The 23,238-nt window shown below is 64.3% G+C and carries 25 protein-coding genes; 1 reads left to right on the top strand and 24 read right to left on the bottom strand.

Features of this window, described 5'->3' with window-relative positions; translation table 11 throughout:
* Positions 1-14: 14 nt before the first annotated feature.
* From AC3WJE_RS03515 to AC3WJE_RS03530, 4 genes are read right to left on the bottom strand one after another with little or no spacing between them, the layout of a single operon-like run.
* Positions 15-362 (bottom strand): hypothetical protein, encoded by a 348-nt coding sequence (locus AC3WJE_RS03515; protein WP_493729388.1) that lies wholly within the window; start codon positions 360-362, stop codon positions 15-17.
* Complete coding sequence (locus AC3WJE_RS03520; protein ID WP_493729389.1) at positions 359-1,753, bottom strand: integrating conjugative element protein; 1,395 nt, start codon at positions 1,751-1,753, stop codon at positions 359-361. The genes AC3WJE_RS03515 and AC3WJE_RS03520 overlap by 4 nt, the downstream gene beginning before the upstream one ends.
* A gap of 10 nt (positions 1,754-1,763) precedes the next feature.
* A complete protein-coding gene (locus AC3WJE_RS03525) occupies positions 1,764-2,705 on the bottom strand; it encodes a TIGR03756 family integrating conjugative element protein (RefSeq protein ID WP_493729390.1) in 942 nt (313 codons plus the stop codon).
* The gene (locus tag AC3WJE_RS03530) at positions 2,702-3,124 is read right to left on the bottom strand and encodes a TIGR03757 family integrating conjugative element protein (RefSeq protein ID WP_493729391.1); all 423 of its coding nucleotides are present in this window, start codon (positions 3,122-3,124) and stop codon (positions 2,702-2,704) included. The genes AC3WJE_RS03525 and AC3WJE_RS03530 overlap by 4 nt, the downstream gene beginning before the upstream one ends.
* Positions 3,125-3,302: 178 nt before the next feature.
* On the opposite strand from AC3WJE_RS03530, the gene AC3WJE_RS03535 reads away from it, so the two are divergent.
* Positions 3,303-4,304 carry a DUF4917 family protein gene (locus tag AC3WJE_RS03535; protein WP_066267412.1) on the top strand — a complete coding sequence of 334 codons (1,002 nt, stop codon included), beginning with the start codon at positions 3,303-3,305 and terminating at the stop codon, positions 4,302-4,304.
* 194 nt (positions 4,305-4,498) lie between these two features.
* On the opposite strand, the gene AC3WJE_RS03540 is transcribed toward AC3WJE_RS03535, so the two are convergent.
* From AC3WJE_RS03540 to AC3WJE_RS03635, 20 genes are all read right to left on the bottom strand, one after another.
* Positions 4,499-5,233: a DsbA family protein gene (locus AC3WJE_RS03540; RefSeq protein ID WP_493729392.1), complete on the bottom strand. Its 735-nt coding sequence runs from the start codon at positions 5,231-5,233 to the stop codon at positions 4,499-4,501.
* Positions 5,230-8,121 (bottom strand): conjugative transfer ATPase, encoded by a 2,892-nt coding sequence (locus tag AC3WJE_RS03545; protein WP_493729393.1) that lies wholly within the window; start codon positions 8,119-8,121, stop codon positions 5,230-5,232. Before AC3WJE_RS03545 ends, AC3WJE_RS03540 begins: the two co-directional genes overlap by 4 nt.
* Positions 8,121-8,555, bottom strand: a complete 435-nt coding sequence (locus AC3WJE_RS03550) for a TIGR03751 family conjugal transfer lipoprotein (protein WP_493729394.1) — start codon at positions 8,553-8,555, stop codon at positions 8,121-8,123. The genes AC3WJE_RS03545 and AC3WJE_RS03550 overlap by 1 nt, the downstream gene beginning before the upstream one ends.
* Positions 8,536-9,960, bottom strand: a complete 1,425-nt coding sequence (locus AC3WJE_RS03555; protein ID WP_493729395.1) for a TIGR03752 family integrating conjugative element protein — start codon at positions 9,958-9,960, stop codon at positions 8,536-8,538. Before AC3WJE_RS03555 ends, AC3WJE_RS03550 begins: the two co-directional genes overlap by 20 nt.
* Positions 9,950-10,855 (bottom strand): TIGR03749 family integrating conjugative element protein, encoded by a 906-nt coding sequence (locus AC3WJE_RS03560; RefSeq protein ID WP_493729396.1) that lies wholly within the window; start codon positions 10,853-10,855, stop codon positions 9,950-9,952. The genes AC3WJE_RS03555 and AC3WJE_RS03560 overlap by 11 nt, the downstream gene beginning before the upstream one ends.
* Complete coding sequence (locus AC3WJE_RS03565) at positions 10,852-11,538, bottom strand: PFL_4703 family integrating conjugative element protein (RefSeq protein ID WP_493729397.1); 687 nt, start codon at positions 11,536-11,538, stop codon at positions 10,852-10,854. Before AC3WJE_RS03565 ends, AC3WJE_RS03560 begins: the two co-directional genes overlap by 4 nt.
* Positions 11,535-11,933, bottom strand: a complete 399-nt coding sequence (locus AC3WJE_RS03570; RefSeq protein ID WP_493729398.1) for a TIGR03750 family conjugal transfer protein — start codon at positions 11,931-11,933, stop codon at positions 11,535-11,537. The genes AC3WJE_RS03565 and AC3WJE_RS03570 overlap by 4 nt, the downstream gene beginning before the upstream one ends.
* Before the next feature lie 12 nt (positions 11,934-11,945).
* Positions 11,946-12,305 carry a TIGR03745 family integrating conjugative element membrane protein gene (locus AC3WJE_RS03575; protein ID WP_225231460.1) on the bottom strand — a complete coding sequence of 120 codons (360 nt, stop codon included), beginning with the start codon at positions 12,303-12,305 and terminating at the stop codon, positions 11,946-11,948.
* A gap of 17 nt (positions 12,306-12,322) precedes the next feature.
* Positions 12,323-12,556, bottom strand: a complete 234-nt coding sequence (locus AC3WJE_RS03580; RefSeq protein ID WP_493729399.1) for a TIGR03758 family integrating conjugative element protein — start codon at positions 12,554-12,556, stop codon at positions 12,323-12,325.
* Complete coding sequence (locus AC3WJE_RS03585) at positions 12,553-12,930, bottom strand: integrative conjugative element protein, RAQPRD family (protein WP_493729400.1); 378 nt, start codon at positions 12,928-12,930, stop codon at positions 12,553-12,555. The genes AC3WJE_RS03580 and AC3WJE_RS03585 overlap by 4 nt, the downstream gene beginning before the upstream one ends.
* 199 nt (positions 12,931-13,129) lie before the next feature.
* Complete coding sequence (locus tag AC3WJE_RS03590; RefSeq protein ID WP_493729401.1) at positions 13,130-13,879, bottom strand: TIGR03747 family integrating conjugative element membrane protein; 750 nt, start codon at positions 13,877-13,879, stop codon at positions 13,130-13,132.
* Positions 13,876-16,038: a type IV conjugative transfer system coupling protein TraD gene (gene traD / locus AC3WJE_RS03595; RefSeq protein WP_493729402.1), complete on the bottom strand. Its 2,163-nt coding sequence runs from the start codon at positions 16,036-16,038 to the stop codon at positions 13,876-13,878. The genes AC3WJE_RS03590 and traD overlap by 4 nt, the downstream gene beginning before the upstream one ends.
* A 4-nt stretch (positions 16,039-16,042) precedes the next feature.
* Complete coding sequence (locus tag AC3WJE_RS03600) at positions 16,043-16,582, bottom strand: integrating conjugative element protein (protein ID WP_493729403.1); 540 nt, start codon at positions 16,580-16,582, stop codon at positions 16,043-16,045.
* Positions 16,579-17,169: a transglycosylase SLT domain-containing protein gene (locus AC3WJE_RS03605; protein WP_493729404.1), complete on the bottom strand. Its 591-nt coding sequence runs from the start codon at positions 17,167-17,169 to the stop codon at positions 16,579-16,581. The genes AC3WJE_RS03600 and AC3WJE_RS03605 overlap by 4 nt, the downstream gene beginning before the upstream one ends.
* Positions 17,151-17,870: a TIGR03759 family integrating conjugative element protein gene (locus AC3WJE_RS03610; protein WP_493729405.1), complete on the bottom strand. Its 720-nt coding sequence runs from the start codon at positions 17,868-17,870 to the stop codon at positions 17,151-17,153. The genes AC3WJE_RS03605 and AC3WJE_RS03610 overlap by 19 nt, the downstream gene beginning before the upstream one ends.
* Positions 17,871-17,881: 11 nt before the next feature.
* Complete coding sequence (locus AC3WJE_RS03615) at positions 17,882-18,541, bottom strand: hypothetical protein (RefSeq protein ID WP_493729406.1); 660 nt, start codon at positions 18,539-18,541, stop codon at positions 17,882-17,884.
* Complete coding sequence (gene pilL2 / locus AC3WJE_RS03620; RefSeq protein ID WP_493729407.1) at positions 18,538-19,113, bottom strand: PFGI-1 class ICE element type IV pilus protein PilL2; 576 nt, start codon at positions 19,111-19,113, stop codon at positions 18,538-18,540. The genes AC3WJE_RS03615 and pilL2 overlap by 4 nt, the downstream gene beginning before the upstream one ends.
* Before the next feature lie 112 nt (positions 19,114-19,225).
* Positions 19,226-19,969 carry a hypothetical protein gene (locus tag AC3WJE_RS03625; protein WP_493729408.1) on the bottom strand — a complete coding sequence of 248 codons (744 nt, stop codon included), beginning with the start codon at positions 19,967-19,969 and terminating at the stop codon, positions 19,226-19,228.
* A gap of 52 nt (positions 19,970-20,021) precedes the next feature.
* Positions 20,022-20,735: a competence protein CoiA gene (locus tag AC3WJE_RS03630; protein ID WP_493729409.1), complete on the bottom strand. Its 714-nt coding sequence runs from the start codon at positions 20,733-20,735 to the stop codon at positions 20,022-20,024.
* 189 nt (positions 20,736-20,924) lie between these two features.
* Complete coding sequence (locus AC3WJE_RS03635; RefSeq protein WP_493729410.1) at positions 20,925-23,204, bottom strand: DEAD/DEAH box helicase family protein; 2,280 nt, start codon at positions 23,202-23,204, stop codon at positions 20,925-20,927.
* Positions 23,205-23,238 lie beyond the last annotated feature (34 nt).

Here is a 23,238-nt window from a genome sequence, read left to right on the forward strand (position 1 = left end):
TTCTGGATCCCTCGCTACGCCTGCAGCAGCAGGCTGGCTTCCAGGGCAGCGATGGCGATCGCGCCTGCGATCTCCGCGCGCACCAGGCGGCGACGCGCGTCGGGCCCAGACTCGCGTGCAAGCAGGCGCCGACGCATCCACAGCCAGCCATAGACAGTGGCCGCATAGAGGCAAATCCGCCACGCCAGGAAGTAGCCGGCGGACGCCGACATCCAGCGTTCCCAGCCGGCCACGCTCCCGACCAGGTAAATGCCGGCCACATTGGCGGCCACCGCCAGGCTCAGCAACACCACGGCCCATGCCAGCGCCCTCGCGTTGCGCCGGCTGAACAGCCACCTCAGACGCAGCCACTGCGTACTCATGGCGTGCCACTCGGTGCGGGCCGTTGCAGACGGTTGAGACGGTCGGGCGTGGGGTCACCCTCGAAGACACCGCGTGAACCCGAGGCCCGGGTGCCATGGCGCTGGATGATGGCCATCGGCGAGTTGTTTGCCAGCTCGCGGCGCAGTTCGAGTTCGGTCTTGAGATTCAGGATCTCCCGATCGAGGGTGTCGCTCTCGTGGTTCACCGCTTCGGTGGCCAACTGGTTCGCCGCGACGTTCGGCTCCTTCTTGCCCGTGAGCAGGGTGCGCTGCAGCAGCAGCGCCTTCTCCAGCACAGAGGCCAGAGCTACCTCGGATGCGAGGCGGCGCGCGAGGATGTCTTGGTCCGGTTCGTCACGCAGCGCCTCGACAACGCCACGGGTGATCGGCAGCGAGGTGCTGCCGGCCGCCCGCAGGTTTTCCACGCTGGTGTTCCGGGTGCGGCTGATCAGCTCCTGCAGCACCTCCAGCTTTGTCTCGTATTCCTCCTGGATCAGCGGCGTCAACCCGATGCCCGGGACGGTCTGGGTCTTGGTGCAGCTCTCGCAGGTGCGCTGCTCTTTCTCACCCAGGACACGCGTCGCCCAGTCCGCCGCAGCTTGAGGTGTCGACCAGGTCGCGCAGGCGAGGCTGTTGCAGTTGGCGGTGGCGATCGACGACGTGTCGGTCACGCTGCGGCCGTTGACGAGGTTGTAGCCCGCGCGGGTCACGTCGCCGACCACCTTGATGGAGGCTTGGCCGGAGCCGCCAGCGTTGTTGCCTCCCACCCACGGCACACCGTCGTTGCCGCGGCGGCTCTCCGCCTGCTCGATGGCCGAGACCGCATCGGTGCTGGCAACCGCCTGGCGCAGCGCCATGCCTTCTGCGATCTGGTTCCAGCCGAGCTGGCCGCCGGCTGCGTCCGCCATCCGTTCTGCCATGGCACGGCAGGTCAGCTTGGAACGGTCGAAGTCCAGCCGTGCCTGCAGAACACCGTTGGTCAGAAGGTTGTACAGGCCCGGGTCGGCACGCTGGATGATCAGCGCGGGCAGCGACGCGACTGCGCTGGTCGCGCTCTGGATCACGTTGCTCATGATGTTCTGGAAGCCGTTCGTGAGCCCGTTGAGCTGGTTCTGGATCGTCGTGCTGATGCTCATGTCGCCGCAGATCAGATTGCTGTTCCAACCCACGCCCACACCGATCGAGCGCATACCGGCGGCACCGCTCATCGAGACGGCATTGCCGCCGCCGATCGAGTACATGACCTCATCACCGATCACGCTGCCGCTGTTCTGAAATCCGGCTTGCGCCCAGGTCAGCCCGGTTGCCAACACCAGGGCGCAGGCGAGCAGCGAAGGTTGCCAGCGCACAGGAAAACGGCGAGGCGGACGGACGTTGTCGTGGCGGTTCATGGTGGTGACCTCAGTTGAAATCGACGCTGCCAAGGAAGACCTGGCCCCGACGCTGGCAGCAGCTATAGGGGCGCCACAGCGCCCAGGCGTAGTCGCCTTGCTGGGCTTGGGTCAGCGGACCGTTGTTCGGAAACACCGCGCAGGACGACGACAGCCGGGGGGTGAGCTCCTGCCACTTGCCGGTCGACGCGTCACTTTCCACCAACGCGCCGGCCGGCCAGTAGCCGTCGCGGCTGTTGGCGAGGAGGGGCTGATAGACATGCAACTGGCCACGGCGGGTGACGACATCACCTGCGCGTTGTGCGACCACGGCACCGGACTTGTGGTCGTCGGTCTGGTGCAGGAAGCCACCGCGGGGATAGACCGCGCCCCACAGGTTCAGGCTGGTGCGTGCGCCGATCTCGCGCATGCCGGGGATCAGCGCTTCGGGATACACGGCTTCCGGCACGTTGTAGCGCCATGCGATCGTGTCCAGCGTGCTGAGCAGGTAGGGCATGAATGCCGTTCCCGCGCCCTCACACGCATAGCCCGACGAGCTCGCGAACTGGCTGAACAACTGGCCGCCGGGATGGCCGATGACATCGGCGTTTTTGAACTTGGCCAGGTTGTTCTCGTTGTCGTGGTTGGTCGTGCCATCCCCGCCGGCCTGCGCCGTCGGGTTGGACGTGCTCATCGCGCGCACTTCCGTCCAGGGGTTCTCGCCAGTCTTGGAATAGCTGGACACCACGGCGTCCGGGATGTAGTGCCGCACCTTGATCGAGGTGCGCACCGTGCACCCGGTCCAGGTACAGTAGAGCCAGTAGCAGATGCCGACCACCCGGTACTCCAGGCAGTCGGGCGAGAGCGTGGAGGAGACGATGGTTGCGGTGTTGAGCGCGAAGGTCGAGGTGGCGCCACACAGCAGCGCAGCCGCGGCGCCGATCCGCAGTCGGCGTGGGACACGGGTCATCATGGCTTGTCCTTGCGGTGTTGTGCGACGCGCGCCAAGGCTTTGTCGAGATCGGACTCGCCGTAGACCACGTAGCGTTGGTCCACGACGACGGCCGGGAGTGTGGTGATTCCGAGGCTCCAGGCGTCGGCCACGCCTTGGTAAGCATCGCGCATCCGCTTCTGCAGGGGCTGGCCGCCTTGCTGCAGGCGCTGCTGGACTAGCGCGGCGGCGCGCTGCGGATCGCTCGGCAACTGCGCGGCCAACTCAGCCTCGAAGCACTGCGGCATGTCCAGCTTGATGAGGCGGCTGACGGTGGCCTTGCCCGTCACCGGATTGCCCGAGTTGGTGACGACCCAGACCTCCTGGGCATTGGCCGCCACCGAGCCCAACGTCGCCATCCCGATCAAGGCTTGTCCGAGCAGAAGGCAGAGATTTCGCATGGCATGCGGCCCTGGAAGTGGAAGACCCCAGTAGTGCAACGCAAGGGGCCGCCAAGAGCCACGAAGAATGCGTACCGACCCGCACCCGCATTTTCCGGGCGGATGCGATCAGAGCGGCCATTCCCCAGCTAGGGCTGCGGTAAGGTGATGAAAGACAAACTTTGGAGAGACAGAACCTATGCCCTACGTGATTCAGCCGTGGGAGGCCATCGCCCCGAACTACCGAGGCACCGCCATACTGGGCAATGGCGCCAGCATTGCGGTCAGCCCCAGCTTTTCCTATGGCTCGCTGCTGGAGCATGCGCGAGCCAACGAGCTAATTGCCCCGGACGTCGAGCGACTGTTCGCGTTCTTCGGAACGACGGACTTCGAGCTGATCCTGCGCATCGTGTGGCAGGCATCGAACGTCAATCAATCACTGCAGATCCCGGACCAACGAACGCATGAGGCATACCTGAGGGTTCGAGACTGTCTCATCCAGAGTGTCCAGGACATCCATCCCGAGTTCGACCAGGTCAGTGGGCACTTGCCGGCGATCTACCGATTCCTCAAACACTTCGATACGGTTGCCTCGCTGAACTACGACCTCATCGTCTATTGGGCCTTGATGCATGGTTACGACCATGACGAGGAGCACGCCATCAAGGACTGCTTCGGCGCGGGCGGGTTGTTTCAGGACGATTGGCGAAGACTGAGAACGCCGATTCGGCGTCAGCGATCGACCACATTGGTTTTCTATCCGCATGGCAGCCTGGTGCTGTGCCGCAATCGCGTCGAGCAGGAGCGCAAGATCCACAACGCCGATGCCGGGCTGCTGGAGGCCATCCTGACGCGTTGGCGCAGCGAAGAGGTAGTGCCTCTGTTCGTGAGCGAGGGAACCTGGCAGCAAAAAGTGAGTTCAATCCAGAACAGCTACTACCTCTCCACGGTTTACAGGGAAGTGCTGGGCTCGGAGCGCGAGACGCTCGTCATCTACGGATGGGGGTTGGGAGAGCAGGACCTCCATCTGCTGCAGCGCATGCGAGGTACGGGCATTCGCCGCGTCGCAGTTTCGGTGCACGGCGCTGACCAGATCTATTGCAACCGGGTTCTGCCGATCGTTCAAGGAGCTCTGGGCGTGGTACCAGTAGAGTTTTTCGACAGTCAGAGCGCAGGCTGCTGGAATCACCAAGGGGCTTAGGATGAGGCGATGCGTAGCAGCTAGGGGCAGGCAAGTTTCCGCATCAAGGCATGGCGTTGCTGCGCTAGATGCCAGTTGATGCGGTCCGCCCAGCCCGAGCCGGCCAGATCGGGAAATGGGCGCTTTCCTTGGAATACCTTCCGTCGATGATCGCACCCTGGAGAGAGTGCCAACTCAGGCTATGGGAACGCACGCTACTTGGCATCTGCATTGAGCGCCTCTGCGGGCATCGGAGTTGCCTGAGCTTCATTAGATTGCTCGGAGGCGAGGTAGTCCAGGGCCGACAGCAAGGCATCACCCACAACAGGTCCAGTCAATACCATGGAGCGATCAGTAGCCTGATCGATCAGGCGAATCGAGGGGGTGGCATTGAGGCCATCTTTGCGCGCCTGATCCGCCTGCTGGCGAACCGCCAGCCCGGGACGTTCGCTGTCCAAACAGGCTTGCACCGCCGCGTCGTCTGGATACGCCGTGCCGGGCGGCAGCCCCTGGCCGCCGCCGCGCGTGTGTTGATACATCCAGGCGATAGCCTCCCAGAAGCGAGCATGCCCGAACGTCTCGCCCACGCACTCCACCCAGCGTGCCTCTTCGCTGGCAGCAGGCTCATGCATCGCGAGCGGAAGGTGATGCCACTGCAGATTGACGTCACGGTGCCCATCGACCCACGTTCGCAGCACCGGGGTGTAGGACTGGCAGAACGGGCATTCCAGATCGGCGTAGACAACGATCGTGAAGCGCGCTGAAGCTAGGCCGTAGCGCCAGGGTGGGCCGGCCGCATGCTCAATACCAGGCTGCTCGACAGCGACAGGATCTGCAGGTTGATGCGATGCGAAGAAACCCCACACCAATGCAGCAAGCGCTGCGCCGCCCGCAGCAAGCCACCAAGCGCGCCGGGACTTCTTGAGAACGGGCTTCGGTGTGGTGGTCATGATGGTTCCCCGGCGAACACGTCGTCGTATGGCAGCGGGTCGATGCCGCGGGCACGATCAATCTTTTCGGCGACCTTGAAAGCCGCTTCAAGTTCGCCTATACCGTGCTGCTGCATGAGCTGGAAGCGCTCAGCTTTCTCTTCAGGCTCCGTCTGTGCCAATGCCAGATAGAGGCTGGGCGGGACCGCGCGGAACAGTACTTCCATCGACTTGGAGAGGATCACGCCCTCGCTGAACTTGCCGGCCTCCTTGCGCGCCGAGAGCATCAGCGCCTTCTGCGCAGGGTTCAACTCACGAAAGCGCGCGATCTTCTCGACCTCATCCGGCGGCATCGACAGGCAGATCCACCACTCGATCATGTTGAGCATTGGCTCGGCGGACTTGGGCAGGTCGTCCACGTTCTGTGTGGCGAGCCAGAACCAGGCGCCCAGCTTGCGCCACATCTTGGTGATCTTGACCACGTAGGGCGACAGCAGCGGGTTCTTGGTGATGATGTGACCCTCATCGGTCACATTGACGATGGGCCGGCCCAGGAACTGGTCACGCTCTGCAATGTTGTTGACTGTGCTGATCAACGAGATGTAGGCGATGGACAGCTGGGCGTTGTAGCCCTCGCGGGCATAGGTGGCCAGGTCCACGATCGTGACGTCGGCCTCCGGCCAGGGCGTACCCGGCCGGTCGAACATCTCGCCGTCGGTGCCCTGGCAGAACATGTCCATGGCGTCGGCCATTTCGAGCAGCCGGGAGCGCCGCGTCTCGGGTAGGGTCGTGTCGCGGCCGCGCTCGCGCAAGGCATCGCGCACGTCGCGGGTCAGCACGGTGCGGTTGTTGGCGACACAGCGCTGCGCGGCCTCGAGAATGCACTGGCGGATCAGCGAGCGGTCTGCGCGTGTCATGCGCGCTTCTTCCTTGTCCTCGCCGCCGGTGATCATCAGGCGGGCGGTGATCTCCAACTCGCCGAGCACGTCGCGCTGCTCGTCGGCCTCATTGGCTTCGACCGCTGGCGGTTGCTCCTCGTCCAGCGCGTCAGCGTCGAGGGTCTGCACGTCGCTGGGCGTCTCGATCAGGCGTCGGGCGTCCGCGAAAGGCGCAAGGCTTACCCCGGCGCCCGGCGCGAGCTTGACCCGGTTGACCGTGAGCCCGAGGCGCTTGGCGAAGTCGCCAAACAGGCCGAAGGAGTTGCCTGCCTCGACGATGAACATGCGCGGGCGGTAGATCGCGGCGACCTGATTCAGGATGTTGTTCAGGGTCGCGGACTTGCCCGATCCGGTCGGGCCGAACAGGAACAGATGCGCATTCATCTGCCGGTCCAGGCGGTTGAAGGGGTCGAAGGTGATCACGCCGCCGCCACGGTTGAAGAACGTAATGCCCGGGTGCCCCGTGCCCTGGCTGCGGCCCCAAACCGGCGACAGGTTGGCCGCGTGCTGGGCGAACATCAGTTGGGTGTACCACTGCCTGCGGTCCGCGCCGGGGTTGTAGAGGCAGGGCAACCAGCGCAGGTAGCTGTTGAGCGGCGCAACTTCGTCTTCTTCGCGCACCGGCTGCAGGCCGGCATTGAGCATGACAGTGGCGAGCTGCAGGCCGCGCCTGTCGAGCTCGGCTTCATCACGCCCGCGCAGGTAGAACGACAGCGTGCCGCGGTAGAGCTTGTGGGAACTGCCGATCAGCGAGCGGGCCTCGTGCACATCCTTGAGCGTCTGTTCCGATGCGAGGGTCTCGCCCACGGCCTTCTTGGCGAGATGGTTGAGGTGGGCTTCGAGCACGTCCTGCGGCGTGGCGACCAGGGTCAGGCACAGCGTGGTGTCTTCCGGCATCTGGTCGAACAGGGTGTTGATCGCATCGCCCTTGCGCGTCTCCCCGGTGAGGTGGCCGGTGACCGGCGGCGTGCGCAGCCGGTCGGTCACCATGACCCGATGTGGCATGCCGTCGAAATACCACAACCCCTGTTCGACGTCCGAGCGCGGCTGGCCGAAGAACAGGCGCTGGCTGAAATCTGTGCCGCTGGCCAGCTCGATTTCGTCGATCTCGACGGTCTCGGGGTACGCTGCCAGCTGGTAGAAGCGCTCGCGGTCCCGCGCTTCAGAGCCCAGCGTTGTGGGATGGGGGTTGAACCAGCGCAGCAGCCAGCCATGGATTGCAGGTGCACCCAACCGGCGCGCCTGGATGCCGGCGTTGCTCAGTCCACCGGCCAGGCGATCGCACACGGTGTTGAGGGCCTGTTCCGGCGTCTGGCCGCGCCGACTGCTTTGGCCCATCGCGCGGCGGTACACCACCATGCGTACGCGCCGGCTCTGGCCGCGCCAACGCAGGCGCGTTACCACGGTGTCCTCGAACAGGCCACCTGGCTTGGCGACGGCGCGCAGATGGTGAGCGAAGAACTTCAGGTAGAAATCGCTGAAGCGGGAGCCCTGCGCACGCGGCTGGATGTAGCGGCGCAGCGCATCCAGGTAGTGGTCGAAGCTTGCTTCATCCTGGGCATAGAGCTGGACGACCCAGGGGTTCTCGTCGAGCTCGTCGAAGCTGTCCTGCAGCGCGTTCTCCAGCGCGTCGCGCGCCTGAGCGAGCCAGACTGCCTCACGGCCCTCGGTGCCCAAGGGCGTCAGCTCGAAGAACGCAGCCACCGATTGGCCGTCTTCGAGCAGCATGCACTGGGATTCGGGCAGGAATTCCACCCACGGCAGCAGTGAGACGAACGACGGTGCTACGTCGTAGAGGGCCTGCTCATCGGCCGTCGTCGCGGCGCGCAGCCTCTGAACGGCTTCTCCGGGCATCCGCACACCGGCATCACGCAGCGCCTGCACATGACGCTGCCAGCCATCGGGCTGTGCTTGCTCGGTGGGTGAGGCGCCGGGCAGTTTGCGGCGGCGCCACGGTAGCGTCCAGGCCATCAATAGTCCTCCACACGCTCGCCAGGCATGGCGTACTGGATGCGCTGGTACAGGGGAAACACCGTCGTGTAGCCCGGCACAGGCACCGGATCCGTGCCCGCCAGATGCGGGAACACGTACATCACCAGGTCAGGGTTCGGCAGCCGGTGGAACTGGCGGTAGATCTCGTTTGCCGCCGTGCGGGTATAGCGGGCCTGCTCGGCCGGCGCCGCGGCGATGTCCGCTTCGAGCAGCGGCCGGCGCAGCGTCTGGCGTGCATCGAGCAACTGGCGCCGGGACACCTGGCCCGTACCACCATCGCCACCTTCCTGCTGCCAGATGTCCTGCATGGTCCGTCCACCATGGGTGAGCAAGTCTTCCTTGTTGGTGGCGCAGCCGGTGAGTGTGCCCACCACGAGTGCCAGCACGAGGGGCTTAGTCCAGTTCGAGCGCATGATGGGCTTCTCCTGCACGGTGGTCGACCTTGCGGCCTTCGGGGTCGTAGTCGATGGCGAGCGGCTTCTCCAGGTGGATGGCAACCTTGGCGCCCGGCTGCACGTACACCGCAGCAAAGGCCTGCCCGTAGAGCTTGTTGACCCAGCTCGACATTTCCTGGACACCGCCAGCCAGGATCCGGCCCACGGCTTCCTGACCGGTGATGCCGACGGTACCGATCGAGCCATCGGCGCCGACGTAGGACGCCCGACCGCTGTCGGATTCGATCAGCGAGGCAGCGCCAGCGCCGGCGGCCGTGATCAGAGCCTGGGTGCCCAGGTACTGCTGGGCATTGCTGCGGCGCTCGCCACTGACGCAGGGAATGCCGTGCGGGTCGCTGATCCAGCCGAGGCCGTCCTGCTGATCGCTGTTCTGCTGGTTGCCGTCGCGGTCTTCGGGGATGGTGCGGATCGTGCCGTCGTTGAAGACAAAGGTGATGCTGCGCACCTGGCCGCGAACGCACGAGAGCGTCCAATCACCGGCTGCGGTACCGCTGAACACGGCTCCGGCCACATCCGGAATGTCAATGCCGTTGGCGGTCAGGTTGTCCGGCCCGACGAGCACTTTGAATGGGTACGGGTCGTTCACGGTGCCATCGATGGGAACGCGGCCGATCAGTGCCGTCATCGCCACCGAGCCCATCAGCGTCGAGTTGGTTGGCACGGTGTAGACCGCCTTGGCCTTGCTGACTCCTGCGGCCTTGGCGCCGGCATTGGCGACCGTGTCGGCAGTAGCTTCCAGTGTGCGTTGGGCAGGACCGAAACTGGTGGGGAAGCTGAGCGAGCTGCCGTTGCTGCGGCCCCGGCCATCGGTCTGCTTGGCATCGTCAGGTTCCACCCAGCGTACGCCGCCGGGCGCGCTCGCCATTCCGTCCCCATCCCCGTCAGTCAGGCCCAGGCCCACCGGCAGGTCGGCGTGGCCATTGCCGCGGCTGCCGATGCTCTCCAGGCGACGCTGCAGGTCTTGCAGTAGACCTTCGGTCTGCTGGCGTTCGCTGGCGATCTGCTCTTGGTCGCGGCGCAGAGTGGCGCGCTCGGACTCCAGGGCGGTGCCGATGCGCTGGTCGATCGCCGTTTCCCGCTGACGCAGGCGTTGGTTCTCTTCGCGCTGCGTCTTGTTGTCCGTGGTGGCGGTCTGCAGCTCGGTACGCAGTTGCTTTACCTGGGCGACGAGGGTGGCCACCGTGTCGCGTGGCGTGTCGCCCTGGATGCCCAGCGCCTTCATTTCATCCGGTGTGAGCTGGGCGCTGGCGTCGGCGCCAACGGGTGCCTTGCTCCCACCATTGGAGAACAGCCGGATGCCGAAGAACAGCACGACCAGGGCCACCGGAATCATCAACCACTTGAGTAGACCGTTACTGCGCATGGTCGTCTCCTTGGGTGGGGCTGGCTGGCTGGGGCAGGTTCACCGCCGGATCGAAGCGCTGGATGGCCGGAAGCAGGGACTGTGGCAAGCCATGGCGACGCGTCACCAGGTACACCACCGTGGTGTCTTCCGGCCGGCCTTGTGGCCCCAGGGCGGGGTGTTGGAAAGTCGCTGTCAGGATGTCGCCCTGCAACGTGCGTGGATCCAGGTCGATCCAGCCGCTGCTGGTGTTGGTCACGCGGACCGCCGTGACCCAGTGGTCCTCCAGGCGCCAGGCAGCAAGCGCGGTGACTTTGACTGGCAGGGTCGGCAGCAGCGTGTCGAGCACCAGGTTGCGCCGCAGGTTGACGCGCATGACGCCCGGGGCGGATTCGACCGTGCGCAACGGCGCGTAGAGATTCTGCGCCGCGTAGCGTGTCAGCACGACGGCAATCGGAGTCTCGCGCTTGCTCTGGGCGGCTTGGGTCTTACCGTCGGCTTCGGCATTGCCGATCCCGGCCGTCTGCGTGCCATAGCGCGTCGCAGCGTTGGCGCCATCGACGATGCGTACCGGTTCCAGCAGAGGTGCGCCTTCACGTGCAGGCTCGGCCGCGATGTCGAGCAGGATCAGGGTGCCGGTGTCGGCATCTTGCAGTTGCAGGCGTGTCGGCTCGATGGGCTCGCTGGCGCGCAAGTACACCGCGCCTCCCGCGCTCTGGATGCGCAGGCGCTCGCCCACATTGGCCGGTACGCCGACGCGCACATTGCGGTCAATGAACACGATCCGCTCCTGGCCGACGACCAGGGGAACAACCAGGGGCAGACGTTCCCAGCGCAGAATCTCCACCGCGTGAGCCAGGGGCGTGATCGCGACGGCCATGGCTGCACCCAGCCAAAGGGCGACTCGTTTCTTCATGGCGTTTCTCCTTGGGAGCCCAGGCCGCCGCGGGCGGGCGGCTGGGGTGGTGTCTCGGGTGCGGCAATGCGCTGTGGCGTGCCGTCATAGCAATCGAGCGCCAGCCCGAACGGATTCCGTGCGGGATCCACATCGGCCCGCACGACCTTGATCGGGTAGCGCACCAAGGCGCGTTTGACTTGCTCGGAGCTGTAGTACTCGTCCGCACTGATGTCCAAGGTCACCACCCAATCGCGGTCCGATACCACCCGTACGCGAGCCGCGGGGTTGTCGCCGTAGCCGCGGCCCGGAATTTCATAGATTCCGCGCACGCGTTGGCGCAATTCGCCCGCGTTGCGGCGATAGTCGTAGTCGGCTTGCAGGAAGGCCTTGCACGCGGGTGTGAAGTACGGCGAGAGCGCGTACAAATTGCGCGCATAGTCGTCCTCCCCGTTGGTGGGCCAGCGGTTGAGCTGCTGGAACACATAGAAGGTGAAGGCGTACACCGATTCCGGCGGCACCTCCCACCACTTGCGCGTACTGCCCGAGCGCAGGTCCGGTGGGACATGGATGGTGAGGTCGCGCGGTGCGCTCCACCATCCGCCGCCCATCACCAGCGCAAGCAGCAACAGGGCGGCAACGCCCCGGCGCAAGGTCTTGATGTGCGCCTGAAGGTGCGCGACCTCGTTCTTGAACCGGCTCATCGCGCCGCCCTCCGTGCTGACCAGTAGCCGGAGCGCGTGATCAGCCCGCGCCCGCCAATCCTGTCCGAGACGATGGGGTGATGCGTCGTCAACCACCATTGCAGATGGCGGTACAGCCAAGTGTCGGGGCGGCCGCGCTTTTGGCGGCGCAGGATGCCGCCACCAATGAACACACCGAATGCCACGCCGGCGACGATGAAAGTCGGTGCCAGCGCGATGGTCGAAAACACCCATGACAGCGGCGCGCCGATCACCAGGCCGGCGGCCCCGGAGAGGCCGCAGCAGATCCACAGTTCGTCCGCGGTCAGGCCGCGCACCACCACCGGGTGATGGTTGAGCCGGTGCGGCAGGAATGACACCGTGCCGTCCGCCCGGACATGCTGATGCTCGGACATGACCAAGCCTCCTTACAGGATGCCGGTGGCTTCGGTGAGCAGCCAGATGCCGATCACGAGCAGCACGGCGCCGATGGCCACCGTGAGGCCAAACTGTCCCCAGGTCTTGCGGCCGGTGTGGATTTCGGCGTACGTGCCGTAGGCGTGGTAGCAGACCCCGATGAACATGGAGGCGACCACGAGCAGCGCCACCAGCAGCACGATGTCGTAGCCGTAGTTGCGGATGGTCTCCATGATGCCGTTGCCGGTACCGCGCGATGGGTCCTCCAGCGAGGGAAGGCCCTGGGCGAACGAAACGGCAGGCAGTGCCAGTGTGGCAAGGGCCAGCGTCGAGCGGCGGACAAGTTGGGTGGGAGAGATGCGGGTCTTCATGGTTGGTCCTTTCGAAGTCAGGAGAGAAGGAAAAACGTCAACACGACGTACAGGGCAAGAAAACGCACGACGACGCCCAGGAACTGGCGCTGGTTGATTCGGTTCTCCGCCCAGCCCACATAGGCTGTGCGGATTGCCCAGGCACCCCAGAGCAGCAGCAAGGCGAACACCGCGCCCACGAGCACGGTGGCCATCACAGCGGGCGTGAAGCCGCTATTGGCCTGAAAAGCCGAGAGCTGGGCGCCATTCACGGCTTGGTCTCGGCATCGTGCGGTTGGTCGGCGGCTTGCTCGGTGCGGTACTGACCGGCAAGCTCGGCGGGGTCTCTGGGCTGTGCGCGCGGGGGGGTGAGGTAGTCCTGCAGACCAGCCCGCACACGGGCCAGGTCGGCGCGTAGCCGGGCGTAGTCGAAGTGGTAGCGCTCGCCTGGCGTGGCCGACGCGTTGGCCGCGCTGTGGGCGACCAGGCGTTCCAGCGAGTCAAGCTGACGTGCACCGCCGGCAATGTCCTGGCGCTGCGCCGGTGTGTCGGCGCTGGCGGTCAGAGGCAGGCCAGCCATCAGGAGGCCCATCAACAGAAGGGGCGCGCCGCAGTGCGCAGCGCGGAGACGGATTGGCAGCACCATCGCGCAATGTCCTCGTGAGATCGGCAATGGCGTGATCGTGGCGAGGCGGGCGTTCCTGGGCAGCAAACAATGGGAACTGGGTAGCGCCCGGATAGATGGAAGGAGGCTGTCTGTCGCAGAAGATCCAGGTGGTGCGGGATCGGGTTCGGCTCGCGCAGAGATGCTACGGGAGGGCGGCGGGCGACGCTGCGTGTCGCGCTCAGAGATACTTCTTGAAGCTTCCTGCGGTGAGGTTCGTGGCCAGCCCCAGCAGCGCTGCACTCGGGAGCAAAATGACTAGCGGGTGAATCGATATTGGTAGCGCCAGGTAGATCACCCACGGCAGGATTGCCAGCGGCATGAGAGATGCTTTCGCGCGGTGGTAGATGAAGCCGGACTCCCGGCCCGCGCCGAACTTGCGCACGTCGCGGCGCACCAGTCCATCCACGAATCCAACGAACGCCGCCATCATGAACAGCGGCAGGGTCAACACCAGCACGAGCAGACGCACCAGGAACGTGAGCGTCGTGAAGGCAGCGGCGATCAAGTAGCTCTCCGCCCACACATAGGCCTGGCTGATGAAGTAGCGGAAATCGCGTGTGGTGCCCTGACTGGGGGCCCGGGCGCGGTCGGCCGTCTGCTCCATGCGCGCCAGCAGGCCGGTCTTGACGAAAATCCAGCGGTAGCCTGTGTCCACAAGCTCATGGGCAGTACGCCCGGGCTCTTGCACGACGACGCTGCGCGTGAAGTGTCCCGATAGGTGCGTCAGCTCATACTGCAGCATGGCTTGGGAATGACGCCAGCCCTGATCCTTCCAGAAGAAGTGCATGCCCCCGCACTCGATCAAGATCGAGATCAGCAGGGAGCCAACCAGCACGCCCAACAGGCGGAACGGGGTGGTGATCAGGCCGACAAGCAGGCCTTCGCGGCGGGCCTCCTGGCGTTTGGCGGTGCTGGGCGCATCGCTCATGGCGGCGGCTCGGTGGTTGCAGCTTCGGGTGCGACACGGTCGTCAATCAGATCCTCGGGCAGGCCCTGCTCCTGCAGCCCGGGTGATCCGGTGTTCTCCCACCACTGGGCGGCGTCGCTGTAGCTCTGCCGCATGTAGCCGGCCAGTTGCTGCAGATCATTGGGCATGACCTCATCGGGATCGGGTGCCGGCAGCGGCATGCGGATCTTCCACAGGTTGCCTCCTTGCAGCAGCGCAAAGCACTGACCCTTGGGAAGTCCGACCACCTGCGACGGCTCGATCATCGGCACGCTGGACATGCTGATGCGATCCTGGGTGTTCGAAGTGAAGTCGGTGGCGCCACGGATGTCTGAGCTATCGGTGGCGCCGCTGACGATGGTCGTGGAATAGACCTCTACCTTCGGCAATTGCCGTGTCAGCAACTCGGCCGTGGCGGTCTCACGCACGCGCAGCATGAACAGGTTGTTGAAGTTGCCGACGACCTGGCCGGCCTTGGCCCGGTTGCCAATGCGTGCCTCGATGTCGCTGAGCGTCTGGGTGTAGGCGGTGACCTGGATGCCTGCACCACCGCCCTTGTTGACCATCGGAATGAACTCGTCTCCCATCAGTTCGTTGAATTCGTCGGCATGGACGTTGATCGGCACCTTTGCGCCCGGATTTGCGTCAGGCAAACCGTCGTCGATGCCAAACTTGTAGATGTGGCCGGCCACCGAGACCATGTCAGAGAACATCGAATTGCCAACCGCCGCAGAAACCTCTGCATCCGACAGCGCATCCAGGCCGACATAGACGATGGCGCGCTTGCGGATGATCTGCATCCAATCGAAGATCGGCCGCGGGTCGTCCAGATCGGAGTAGTTGGGTGCCAGCAGTTGAGCGATCTTGCCGCTGGTCAGCTTTTCCAGCAGTGGCAGCAGCGAGGCGACGATCTTGTCGAAATAGGTCTTGTCGTAGCGCACTGCGCTGCGCAGGCCATCCAGCACGGGATCGTAGTTGCGCACCTGGCTCAGGTACTGTTCCAGGGCGACAACGCGCTTCTCGCGCCCGATCATGTTGCGCGGGATGTTCTTGTCGTTCAGTCGGGCCTCGAGCTGGACGATGACCTCCCAGGCCTTGGGCTCGTGCTTGGCGAAGTAGTGCTGGGCGTATTCGATGAAAAGGGCATCGATGTTGATGACGTGACGTTGGATCAACAGGTAGTCCGGTCGCTGACCCAACTCGATGAGTGCCCTCGCGATGATGTTGACGAAGCGCCAGGCAAACTCCCTGAAGGCCGCACTGTTGCCTTCGCCAGAGAGCTGCCCTGCGATTCTGGTGGCGACCTCGGAAATACGTCCGAAACGACCCACCGCGTTGTAACGAGCGCTGATCTCGGGCCAGCCCAGGTGGAAGATGTAGAACTCGCCCTCGCGCCCGGCGCGCTTGGCTTCCACGTACATGCGTTTGAGCAGGTCGGCATCGCCTTTCGGGTCGAACACGATGACCACCTCATGCTCTCCGGCGGCGTTCTTGCGCCGGATGTCCTGGGTGATGAACAGCTCGGCCAGTCGCGTCTTGCCGACGCGCGTGGTGCCCAGTACCAGTGAGTGCCCGACACGCTCACCGAGCGGCAAGCTGACGTCGACCTCATCGGGCTCAATACCATGCAGGCGGGGCAGTCCGCCGACCGGGGGCAACGGGCGCACCGGATTGAGGGGAATATCCCAACTGGTGAGCTTGGCCAGGTGCGAGAGCGGGAACGGGGCGAACTCCAGGCGCTCCTCCATGCGCCGGGCCATCACGTAGGCCGGGGTGGGCTCAACATGGCGCCGGAACTCTGGGCGATAGGTTTGCATCAGCCGGTGCGTGTGCTTTTGCTCCCAGAGGAAACCTTTGCCGATGAACAATCGTTGCTGGCTGACCGGCACGTCCCGACTGGTCATGACATAGCGTGGCAGACGCCGGATGTTGCGGCGATAGCGAAGGATCGCGTGGGCCTGACGCAGGCGGATGGCGCCGAAGGTCAAGAAAGCCAGCGAGCTGCCGATGCCCATGGCTGGGCTCAGCGCGAGCGACCACGGGGCCACCAGGGACAGAAACGCGGCGCCGGCGCAAACCGCCACGGTATATAGCTCCACCGCTGGGCGCAGCAGGACTTCAACGGGCTGGGTTTGCGCCATGGGGTCATTGCTCGATGCCGGTGCTGGTGATCAGCACGGGGTAGTGCCGAACGCCAAGCCGGCCAGCCAGGTCGTCGCCGGCCACGGGTGCCAGCTGGACGCCGGGCACCAGCGCTCGCAGACGCGCGAGCCTCTGAACGGACTCGACGTTCACGACCAAGCCCACTGCGTTGCGCTCGCGCAGGGAGGATGCATGGCGGCGCAGCCAGGCATGTGAGGCTTCATCGTCACCGATCAGAAAAAACGGTTTCAGACCGGGCGCCTCGATTACCCGGCGCGTGACCGTTCCTGGCGTCAGCTTGGCACTGCGCACCGGGAGCATGTCCGCCTCACCGACAGCTTTGGGCGGCGCAGGCAGAGAGAGCGGCGGCTTCGCCATACCGGGTGTTCGCGGCAGCAGGTTGAGGGCTTCGTAGTACGGCAGCGCCGACGCGCCACCCCGGTCTTCGACGACGATCAATGGCTCGGCGGCGTGTAGCGGGCTGACCAGTGTGGTCAGCAGCAGGACCAGGCCGTGTGCGGCCGCAAGGTGGGAACGGTTCATGGTGGAGTCTCCTTTTGGACATCGGGGGCCGCGCGCGAGCGGCCGCGTACGCGGTCCAGGTGCTGGGCTACGCTGCGCCTGTAACGCGCCGCTGGTGCACCTCCTGCCGGCCGGTGATAGCGGCCAATTGCCAGAAGCCAGTCGTCGCCCGGCGTGTGCTGCTCGCGCAGGATCTCTGCGGCGATCGCTAGATTGGCGTAGGGGTCGAGCAGGTCGCAGGGGCGGCTGTAGCGGTGCTTCTGATAGCCGAGATTGATTTGGCCCAGGCCCGCGTCTACCCGCGTGGGAGGTACTTGGCGTAGTGCCTGATGCAGGCCGGCGCAAGCTTCGGCTCGGGTGGAGAAGCGCCGCGATTCGCCTGCGACATTGAGCGACCAGGGCCAGGGGACGGTGCGCCCGCCGCGGCGCATGCCGCTTTCCTGAAGTGCTACTGCGTACAACACCGCAGAGGGAATGCCGGCCTGTCGGGCCGCCAGCTGATAGGCCGGTGGCGGGATTTCTTGGGCCAGTGCCGTACCGCCGATCACGCCAATGACCAGCCACAGCACCAGGGCTGACCGGGCCAGGTCTACGGTTGGCGCTGCCATTGGCCATTTACCTGTCGCACGACGGCAGGAAGTTCGCCTGGCAGTCCCAAGGACAGCCAGCGACCTGCATCGTGATTGAGGGTGATCGTGCGGGAACGCACGCGGGCAGGGTCGATCTTGGTCCGGCGCGCCCAGTCGCGGATTCGCGCATCGTCGGCGCGGCTACCTACGACGTAGACGTCGAAGACAGATCCCGACGCTTGCAGTCGCTCGATGGCCTGGTCGCATGGGGCGCAGTTGTCGCGCACAAAAACGGCGGTGCGTCCGCTTCCCTGTACTGCCGTGTTGGCTTGGCGCGGGCCGGCGTCTGGCAGATTCACGCGCTGGGCATTCGGCTGAAGCCGTTGCCAAGCTTCGTCATAGGCGCGCTGGTAGGCCAGCAGCTTTTCCACGCGGCGTGCTTCTGCTTGTACCTGGAGTTCGGCGTAGCGTCGCCGCTCCTCGTCGGAGCGTGCTTCTGTGCCCAGTGCTGAGAGTGGGTCCAGGTTGGGCGAGTAGATGCCGAGAGGGCCAGCCATCAGATCCCGGTATCGCGTCCACTCTTCGGGGCGCAGTCCCCACTCCCGGGCGAGCTTTTCGTCCTGGCTACGCTCGATCTGGCTCTGCGCAGCACGTGACTGTGTGGCAGGTGTCTGCTGAGCCCAGGCTGAGCCGTGAAGTGCTGCCAGGAGCATTGCCGAGAGCAGGAGTGGCGGCTTCATGGGCAGGTCCCTCAAGGAATGGCCAGACGGCGGGTTTGCTCTCCGGCACGGAACACCGCAGTGCTCCGGTCGATGTCCTCCAAGCGCCATGGGCCCACGCTCTCGCCGGGCAGAACCACCTGAATCTGGGCGGCGGATAGCTCGCCACTTGCCGGCGCGATCGACACCGTGCGCTGTCCTGCACGCAGCTCCGACCCGATCACGCGGAACGGCATGGGAACTTCGACGGGCTTTGCCGTCGTCTGCCGCACAGCGCGGGGTTTGCTCGTTGCCTTGCTCCGAGTTGCTGTCTGGCGCACTTTGATTTGCTTCAGCTCCGCACGCAGTGCAATCAGGTCCTCCTGGGCGGCACGTGTGGCCAGTGACTGATCCAGTTGTGCAGCGCGGGAGTCCAGTGTTTGGCGCAGTTCCTGCAACGCAACGGCCGTCGCGGGCGCCGCACGTTCTTGCAGAGCACGATTGGCATCCGCGATCTCTGCCACACGTGACTCCAGTGCCTGAAGTCGCTGCACGGAGCTATCGAGCTGCGACTGTCCGGCGAGATCGCCTGTCACCTGGAACGCGACCAAGACCAGGGCCGTCAGTCCGACAAGCCACGCCCACAGCAAGATGTGAGCGACAGAAGGGGTGCGCGATGACTTGCCCGAAGGAATGGGGTGGGATGCGCTCATGGCTGGGTCCCGTTTGCAAGGGGGATGGCCTGAGCGGCCTCGACGGTCGGCAGGTCCTGAGGGGGTTGATCAGTCCTGGATCCGGGTCGGACAAAGCACACTTGCCGTGCGCTGTCATTCACCTCGACATCCCAGGCGGGGCCGACCAGTGTGAGCAGGGCATCCCGAAGCGTCATGGGCCCCAGTTGCAGATGGGCGGCGGGCATCGGGAGCGAATAGAGTTCAATGACGGTGTGCGCCGTCTCGCACATCTGGTAGCCGCTGCGTTTGAGCACGTGGCGCAGACCGTCTCCGACGCTGGCTCTCGCGTCTTCCGGCATCCTCACATCGATCACCTGCAGGAGCAGGTCACGCTGTGCGGTGGTCGGGGCGAGCTCGACGAGGGTGTAGCGGCCGTAGCGGACCACCGGAATGAGTTCCGGCTCCGCCTGCGCAGGAGCGATGACCACCTCTTCGATCAGGGGCGGCTCGGTGACGAGAGGTACTGAGTTGGAGGCGCAGCCGCCAACGAGGGTGGCGATGGCCACCAAGCCGCACCCGGCCAAGCGCGAGAAGGGACTGAGTGTTTGCATGGATCGGCTTCCTGTTGCAGTAAGCCGTTACCTTCGCCGGGTGCCCCAACCCGGTCAGCAAAGAATGCGCAATGGCGCGTGCCCAGTTTTTCCGAGATGTCGATCGACTACGTCAGGCAACCACCGTGGGCGAAGGCTTGCTGAAAGCCGATGCACTGGGATCTGCATACGACTCCTTCTTGACCCGTTCCCATTCCTCCTTGAGGATCTTCTGAGACTTGACGATCAGTTCTTGTCGAATCGCTCCAAAGACTTTCTGAATGTCTGCTGGCGGAAGCGAACTCGCTGTCCGCTGGAACAGGATGGTGGACGTCTCCAGCTCCTCCATGAGAGCTTTGAGCTCCTGATGATCAGATTCAGTCATGTTCAGCCGCAGTTCGATCCGCAATTGCAGTTCCAAGGCCTCCATGCACATTTCGGCGATCGGCTTCTTGAAAGCGTTGAGCGCTTGATCGGAGATTTCTTCGGTCCGCGGTTCACTCACAATGGCATCCCAGCGAAAGGAGATCTCCTGCCATAGCGACAGATATCTGGCGATGTCCTTGCGCAGCTCGTCAATCCAGATCTGTCGCTTCGCAGAGACGTTGGCGTTGGCGATCCGCCGGGACGCGAGCTCCTGCATGGAGAGCTGCTCGCTCAACGCTTGCTTCTGTTGAAGCGCTTGCTGGTCGGCCAGCCTGAGCTGAGTCTTGCGCTGACCGCGGGCCACCAGCATTTGCGTGATCGATGCGACGAGAGCGGCAAATACGGAAACAATGACCGCAGCGCCTGCGATCCAGACCTTATTGATGAATTCGGCGTTCTGCATCGCATCGTGCACGATCCTTTCGATCGCAGCTATATCATCAGGATTCACCCTGTCCTCCCCCTGCTATGAAAGTGGTTCCGTTATCAGGCTTAGGCTCAGCCTAAGAAGTAGCAATTCGGCCTGCGGCACGATCGCGTGAGATCTGAGCCGCTTGATGCATGGTGTCTAGGTTGTCGATGCACCAGAGGCCATCGACGCATCGAAACCGTCCGGCCAATACTGCTTCGAGCAATCCAGAAACCGTCGACGAAAAGAAGCCTGCGCCACTGATGGCCGGCTCGGGGTCCAGTTCCAATCGCGCGACAGGAATGTCGCTCAAACATGGTCCGAAGTGGCCGGCCGCGGGGAACTTTCCGCCGAACTCCGTGCGTAGCCGCTCTTTGCCCATGCTCTTGGTAAGCGTCAGGTAGCGATCGGAGCGCAGAAGCCAAAGTGCCTGGACACCTGCGGCGCTGTACTTTTCTTGGCGGTCGCGATAGGCACGCAACGACTGATAGGAACGCTGGATCTCAACCGCCAGCTTCACGGGTCCGCGCTCGGCCCACACATCGGCTTGCCATCTATTGGTTCCATGCTCGCCGGCCTTCTCCTCAGAGGCATTGCAGCCCAGGTCTTCCAGTACGCTGCGTATCAGCGTTTTCGCTGTCATGTGCCACAGGCTTTCCTCGGACGTGCTGCAGGAACCGCCGGCATGCGCGAAGAAGGGGCGGCCATTCGCGCTGAGCTTGGGTATGGCCGGGGCTGAGCAGCACGGCATAACCAGCTCGCCAACGCGGTACGAATCTTGAAGCGCAATCCACTGTGCGTGGCTCATGCGCAGCGCATTCGCAGAGCCACTGCCATCCAGATAACACGCCTCGATTACCATAACCACGATTCACCCCCTCATTAGCTCGCCTACTTGATTCAGTTTACTGATGGCCGATGGATTTGTCGGGAAACGGCCTACTCGCGCACGAAAAAAATGCCGACGCCCCGAAGGAGCGCCGGCATAACCAGGCCATTAGGCAGCGACAAGCTGCCTGGCCAAGACGACCTCGATCGAGTCGCCGTCCTGATTGAGCACGTCGAGCCCGGATTCCGGGACATCGCCTGAGGTGCTCTGGGACACCAGGATCTTCTTGGCCATCAGGGCCAGGCACGTCATCTGCGACGTGGCCGCGTACCCCAGATAGATCACCCGCACGTGCAGCTTCTGACCGATGCGCCACGAACGGCGAGCGGCCTGCTGCAACGTGTAGATGTTCCACCCCGACTGCATGAACACAATCGTGGGGAACTCCAGCAGATCCAGCCCCGTCTTGACGAGCTCGGGGTTGGTGATGAGGATATCGATCCCCCGGTCGAGCTGCTCTGCGATCCAGTCTTCGCGGCGGCTCGCATCGACGCTTGCGCGCAACACGGCCACCTTGAAGCCTTCCTGCTCCAACAGCCCTTTTAAGCGCGACGTGGTGTCGCGCGTACCGGTATAGACCGAGTACACCAAGGTCTTGCGACCCGCTGCCTTCTCCTCGCGGCAGATGTCGATCAGCTCACGCTCTTTCGGCATGATCTCCAGCTCGTTGAACTGAGCCGGTGTGAACGCCAGGACCTGGCGCGTGCGTGGGTGACGCACGGTTTCTGCACGGAAGCAGCAGTCGGACCAGGCCAACAGCACGTTGAGCACCACACCCAACAAGGTGGTATCCCGCTTGCGCAGGGCTTCCTTGAGTTCCGCGGTCAGGCGCGTGGCCAGGTCGCGGTAGGCGTGGGCCTGTTCGGCATCCATCGCGATTTCCCGGAACTCCTCGTCATACGGCGGCAGCATGCCCCCGATGTCGCGCAGCTTCAGGAAGATCGTGAAAGGCAGGACGCAGCGCAGGACACCTTTCGGGCCAAAGCCCGGTGCCTTCACCGTTCGGACTGTGATCTTCGAGCCTTTGGCCGTCTTGTGGGCTGGCCCGTCGCTCTCGGAGTAAATGTCCTTCAGGACGCCGTGATCCCGCATGAACGCCATGGCGGCCGCGTTCATGCTGCCGTTACTGCTGGGACGGTATCCGTCTTCGATCATGCGCGTGGGCAAAGCCCGGAACAGCAGATGAAAGAGGTCGTCTGCGTAGCCCCCCATGAGGGTGCCGGTGAGCAGCAAAGTCTTGCGGACCTTGGCTGCGATGACGCCCATTGCCTGGCCTTGCGCGGAACCGCCCGTCTTGTACTCATGGGCCTCATCGGCGATGAGCAGGTCGAAGGTGCCCTGCGGGAGATAGCGCTTGACGTACTCGGAGGCTTGGTAGCCGCCTTCGCCAAAGCCGAACTCCATGCTGGACATCGCGCGTTCCATGCGCTGTGCCTGGCGATCGGAAAAGACCAGTTCCCCCCGGTCGTCCATCAGGTTGATGAAGTTGTGGAGGTTGTCGCCGAGCATCGAGGCCAGGAAGCCATCTCCGAACGTCTTCATCAGCTTCTGCGCGGTGGCTTCGCCGATCGTCGGGATACGCTTCAAGGCCCGCAGCACGGCCGAGGACTGATCGCTGCCGGACAGGGTTCGCGGGCGAACCAGTGTCCACATAGCGGTGTGGCAGACGCCGCACCTGCGGCGCACTTCCTCCGCCTCCAGCTCCAGGGCATTGATCGGTTCGCCGTCCAGGTTGTTGACGACCATCCCGCAGTGCGGGCAGGCCCCCATGACGCCGTACCGGGTGCGCTTGCGTGTGAATGAAGGCCTCCAATGGAAGCCCATGCGCATGCGCACCCTGCCGATGATGAAGAATTCCTGGCCAGATGCCGGCACACCCAATTGCTCGCGCAATTTGATGAGCTTGAGCAGCGTGTCAGGGCCATTGAGCACCCAGACCTTCGCGCCTGCGACAGTTTCAAGAATCTCGCGTCGCCACTTGTAGACCAGGTGTGGCGGACTGAGGACGAGGGTGCGGCGATAGCCTTCGGCGTGGAGAACGGCCGCCAGCGCGATGCCGACGGTGGTTTTGCCCGTACCCATTTCGCCATTGACGATCGCCGCCCGCTCGCCATGGTTGGCGAGCAGCTCGGCGGCGGCATGGACGACTTCGGCCTGGGCAGGGAACAGCTTGCGCTTGAGACCGGCCAGCATGAGCTGACGGTGGGCGTGCGGCGTACCGCTGTAGACGGGTGGATTGGCCCGGTTGAGCGAGTCCAGCAATTCGTCGCCGAACTCGGCGACGAAGTCTTGCAGGCTCAGGGAGAGCTCGCTGGATGCAGGATCGAAAAGGTCGCCGGTCGTGGGCGAGGTGTCTGCGGCGGGCGCCGCTTCGAGTTGCATGGACATGGTGATGCTCCAAATAAAAGGGGCACGCACCGTC

The sequence above is a fragment of the Pseudomonas sp. GW821-FHT07E12 genome (genome assembly GCF_058986605.1).

Excerpts from the sequence above, each read along its gene's own strand:
- AC3WJE_RS03570 (WP_493729398.1), bottom strand. The coding sequence starts at position 11,933 with ATGTCCGAGCATCAGCATGTCCGGGCGGACGGCACGGTGTCATTCCTG.
- AC3WJE_RS03555 (WP_493729395.1), bottom strand. The coding sequence starts at position 9,960 with ATGCGCAGTAACGGTCTACTCAAGTGGTTGATGATTCCGGTGGCCCTG.
- AC3WJE_RS03560 (WP_493729396.1), bottom strand. The coding sequence starts at position 10,855 with ATGAAGAAACGAGTCGCCCTTTGGCTGGGTGCAGCCATGGCCGTCGCG.
- AC3WJE_RS03615 (WP_493729406.1), bottom strand. The coding sequence starts at position 18,541 with ATGAGCGCATCCCACCCCATTCCTTCGGGCAAGTCATCGCGCACCCCT.
- AC3WJE_RS03515 (WP_493729388.1), bottom strand. The coding sequence starts at position 362 with ATGAGTACGCAGTGGCTGCGTCTGAGGTGGCTGTTCAGCCGGCGCAAC.
- AC3WJE_RS03545 (WP_493729393.1), bottom strand. The coding sequence starts at position 8,121 with ATGGCCTGGACGCTACCGTGGCGCCGCCGCAAACTGCCCGGCGCCTCA.
- AC3WJE_RS03520 (WP_493729389.1), bottom strand. The coding sequence starts at position 1,753 with ATGAACCGCCACGACAACGTCCGTCCGCCTCGCCGTTTTCCTGTGCGC.
- AC3WJE_RS03540 (WP_493729392.1), bottom strand. The coding sequence starts at position 5,233 with ATGACCACCACACCGAAGCCCGTTCTCAAGAAGTCCCGGCGCGCTTGG.
- AC3WJE_RS03610 (WP_493729405.1), bottom strand. The coding sequence starts at position 17,870 with ATGAAGCCGCCACTCCTGCTCTCGGCAATGCTCCTGGCAGCACTTCAC.
- AC3WJE_RS03535 (WP_066267412.1), top strand. The coding sequence starts at position 3,303 with ATGCCCTACGTGATTCAGCCGTGGGAGGCCATCGCCCCGAACTACCGA.
- AC3WJE_RS03585 (WP_493729400.1), bottom strand. The coding sequence starts at position 12,930 with ATGGTGCTGCCAATCCGTCTCCGCGCTGCGCACTGCGGCGCGCCCCTT.
- AC3WJE_RS03550 (WP_493729394.1), bottom strand. The coding sequence starts at position 8,555 with ATGCGCTCGAACTGGACTAAGCCCCTCGTGCTGGCACTCGTGGTGGGC.
- AC3WJE_RS03575 (WP_225231460.1), bottom strand. The coding sequence starts at position 12,305 with ATGAAGACCCGCATCTCTCCCACCCAACTTGTCCGCCGCTCGACGCTG.
- AC3WJE_RS03590 (WP_493729401.1), bottom strand. The coding sequence starts at position 13,879 with ATGAGCGATGCGCCCAGCACCGCCAAACGCCAGGAGGCCCGCCGCGAA.
- AC3WJE_RS03525 (WP_493729390.1), bottom strand. The coding sequence starts at position 2,705 with ATGATGACCCGTGTCCCACGCCGACTGCGGATCGGCGCCGCGGCTGCG.
- AC3WJE_RS03565 (WP_493729397.1), bottom strand. The coding sequence starts at position 11,538 with ATGAGCCGGTTCAAGAACGAGGTCGCGCACCTTCAGGCGCACATCAAG.
- AC3WJE_RS03635 (WP_493729410.1), bottom strand. The coding sequence starts at position 23,204 with ATGTCCATGCAACTCGAAGCGGCGCCCGCCGCAGACACCTCGCCCACG.
- pilL2 (WP_493729407.1), bottom strand. The coding sequence starts at position 19,113 with ATGCAAACACTCAGTCCCTTCTCGCGCTTGGCCGGGTGCGGCTTGGTG.
- AC3WJE_RS03630 (WP_493729409.1), bottom strand. The coding sequence starts at position 20,735 with ATGAGCCACGCACAGTGGATTGCGCTTCAAGATTCGTACCGCGTTGGC.
- AC3WJE_RS03600 (WP_493729403.1), bottom strand. The coding sequence starts at position 16,582 with ATGAACCGTTCCCACCTTGCGGCCGCACACGGCCTGGTCCTGCTGCTG.
- traD (WP_493729402.1), bottom strand. The coding sequence starts at position 16,038 with ATGGCGCAAACCCAGCCCGTTGAAGTCCTGCTGCGCCCAGCGGTGGAG.
- AC3WJE_RS03605 (WP_493729404.1), bottom strand. The coding sequence starts at position 17,169 with ATGGCAGCGCCAACCGTAGACCTGGCCCGGTCAGCCCTGGTGCTGTGG.
- AC3WJE_RS03530 (WP_493729391.1), bottom strand. The coding sequence starts at position 3,124 with ATGCGAAATCTCTGCCTTCTGCTCGGACAAGCCTTGATCGGGATGGCG.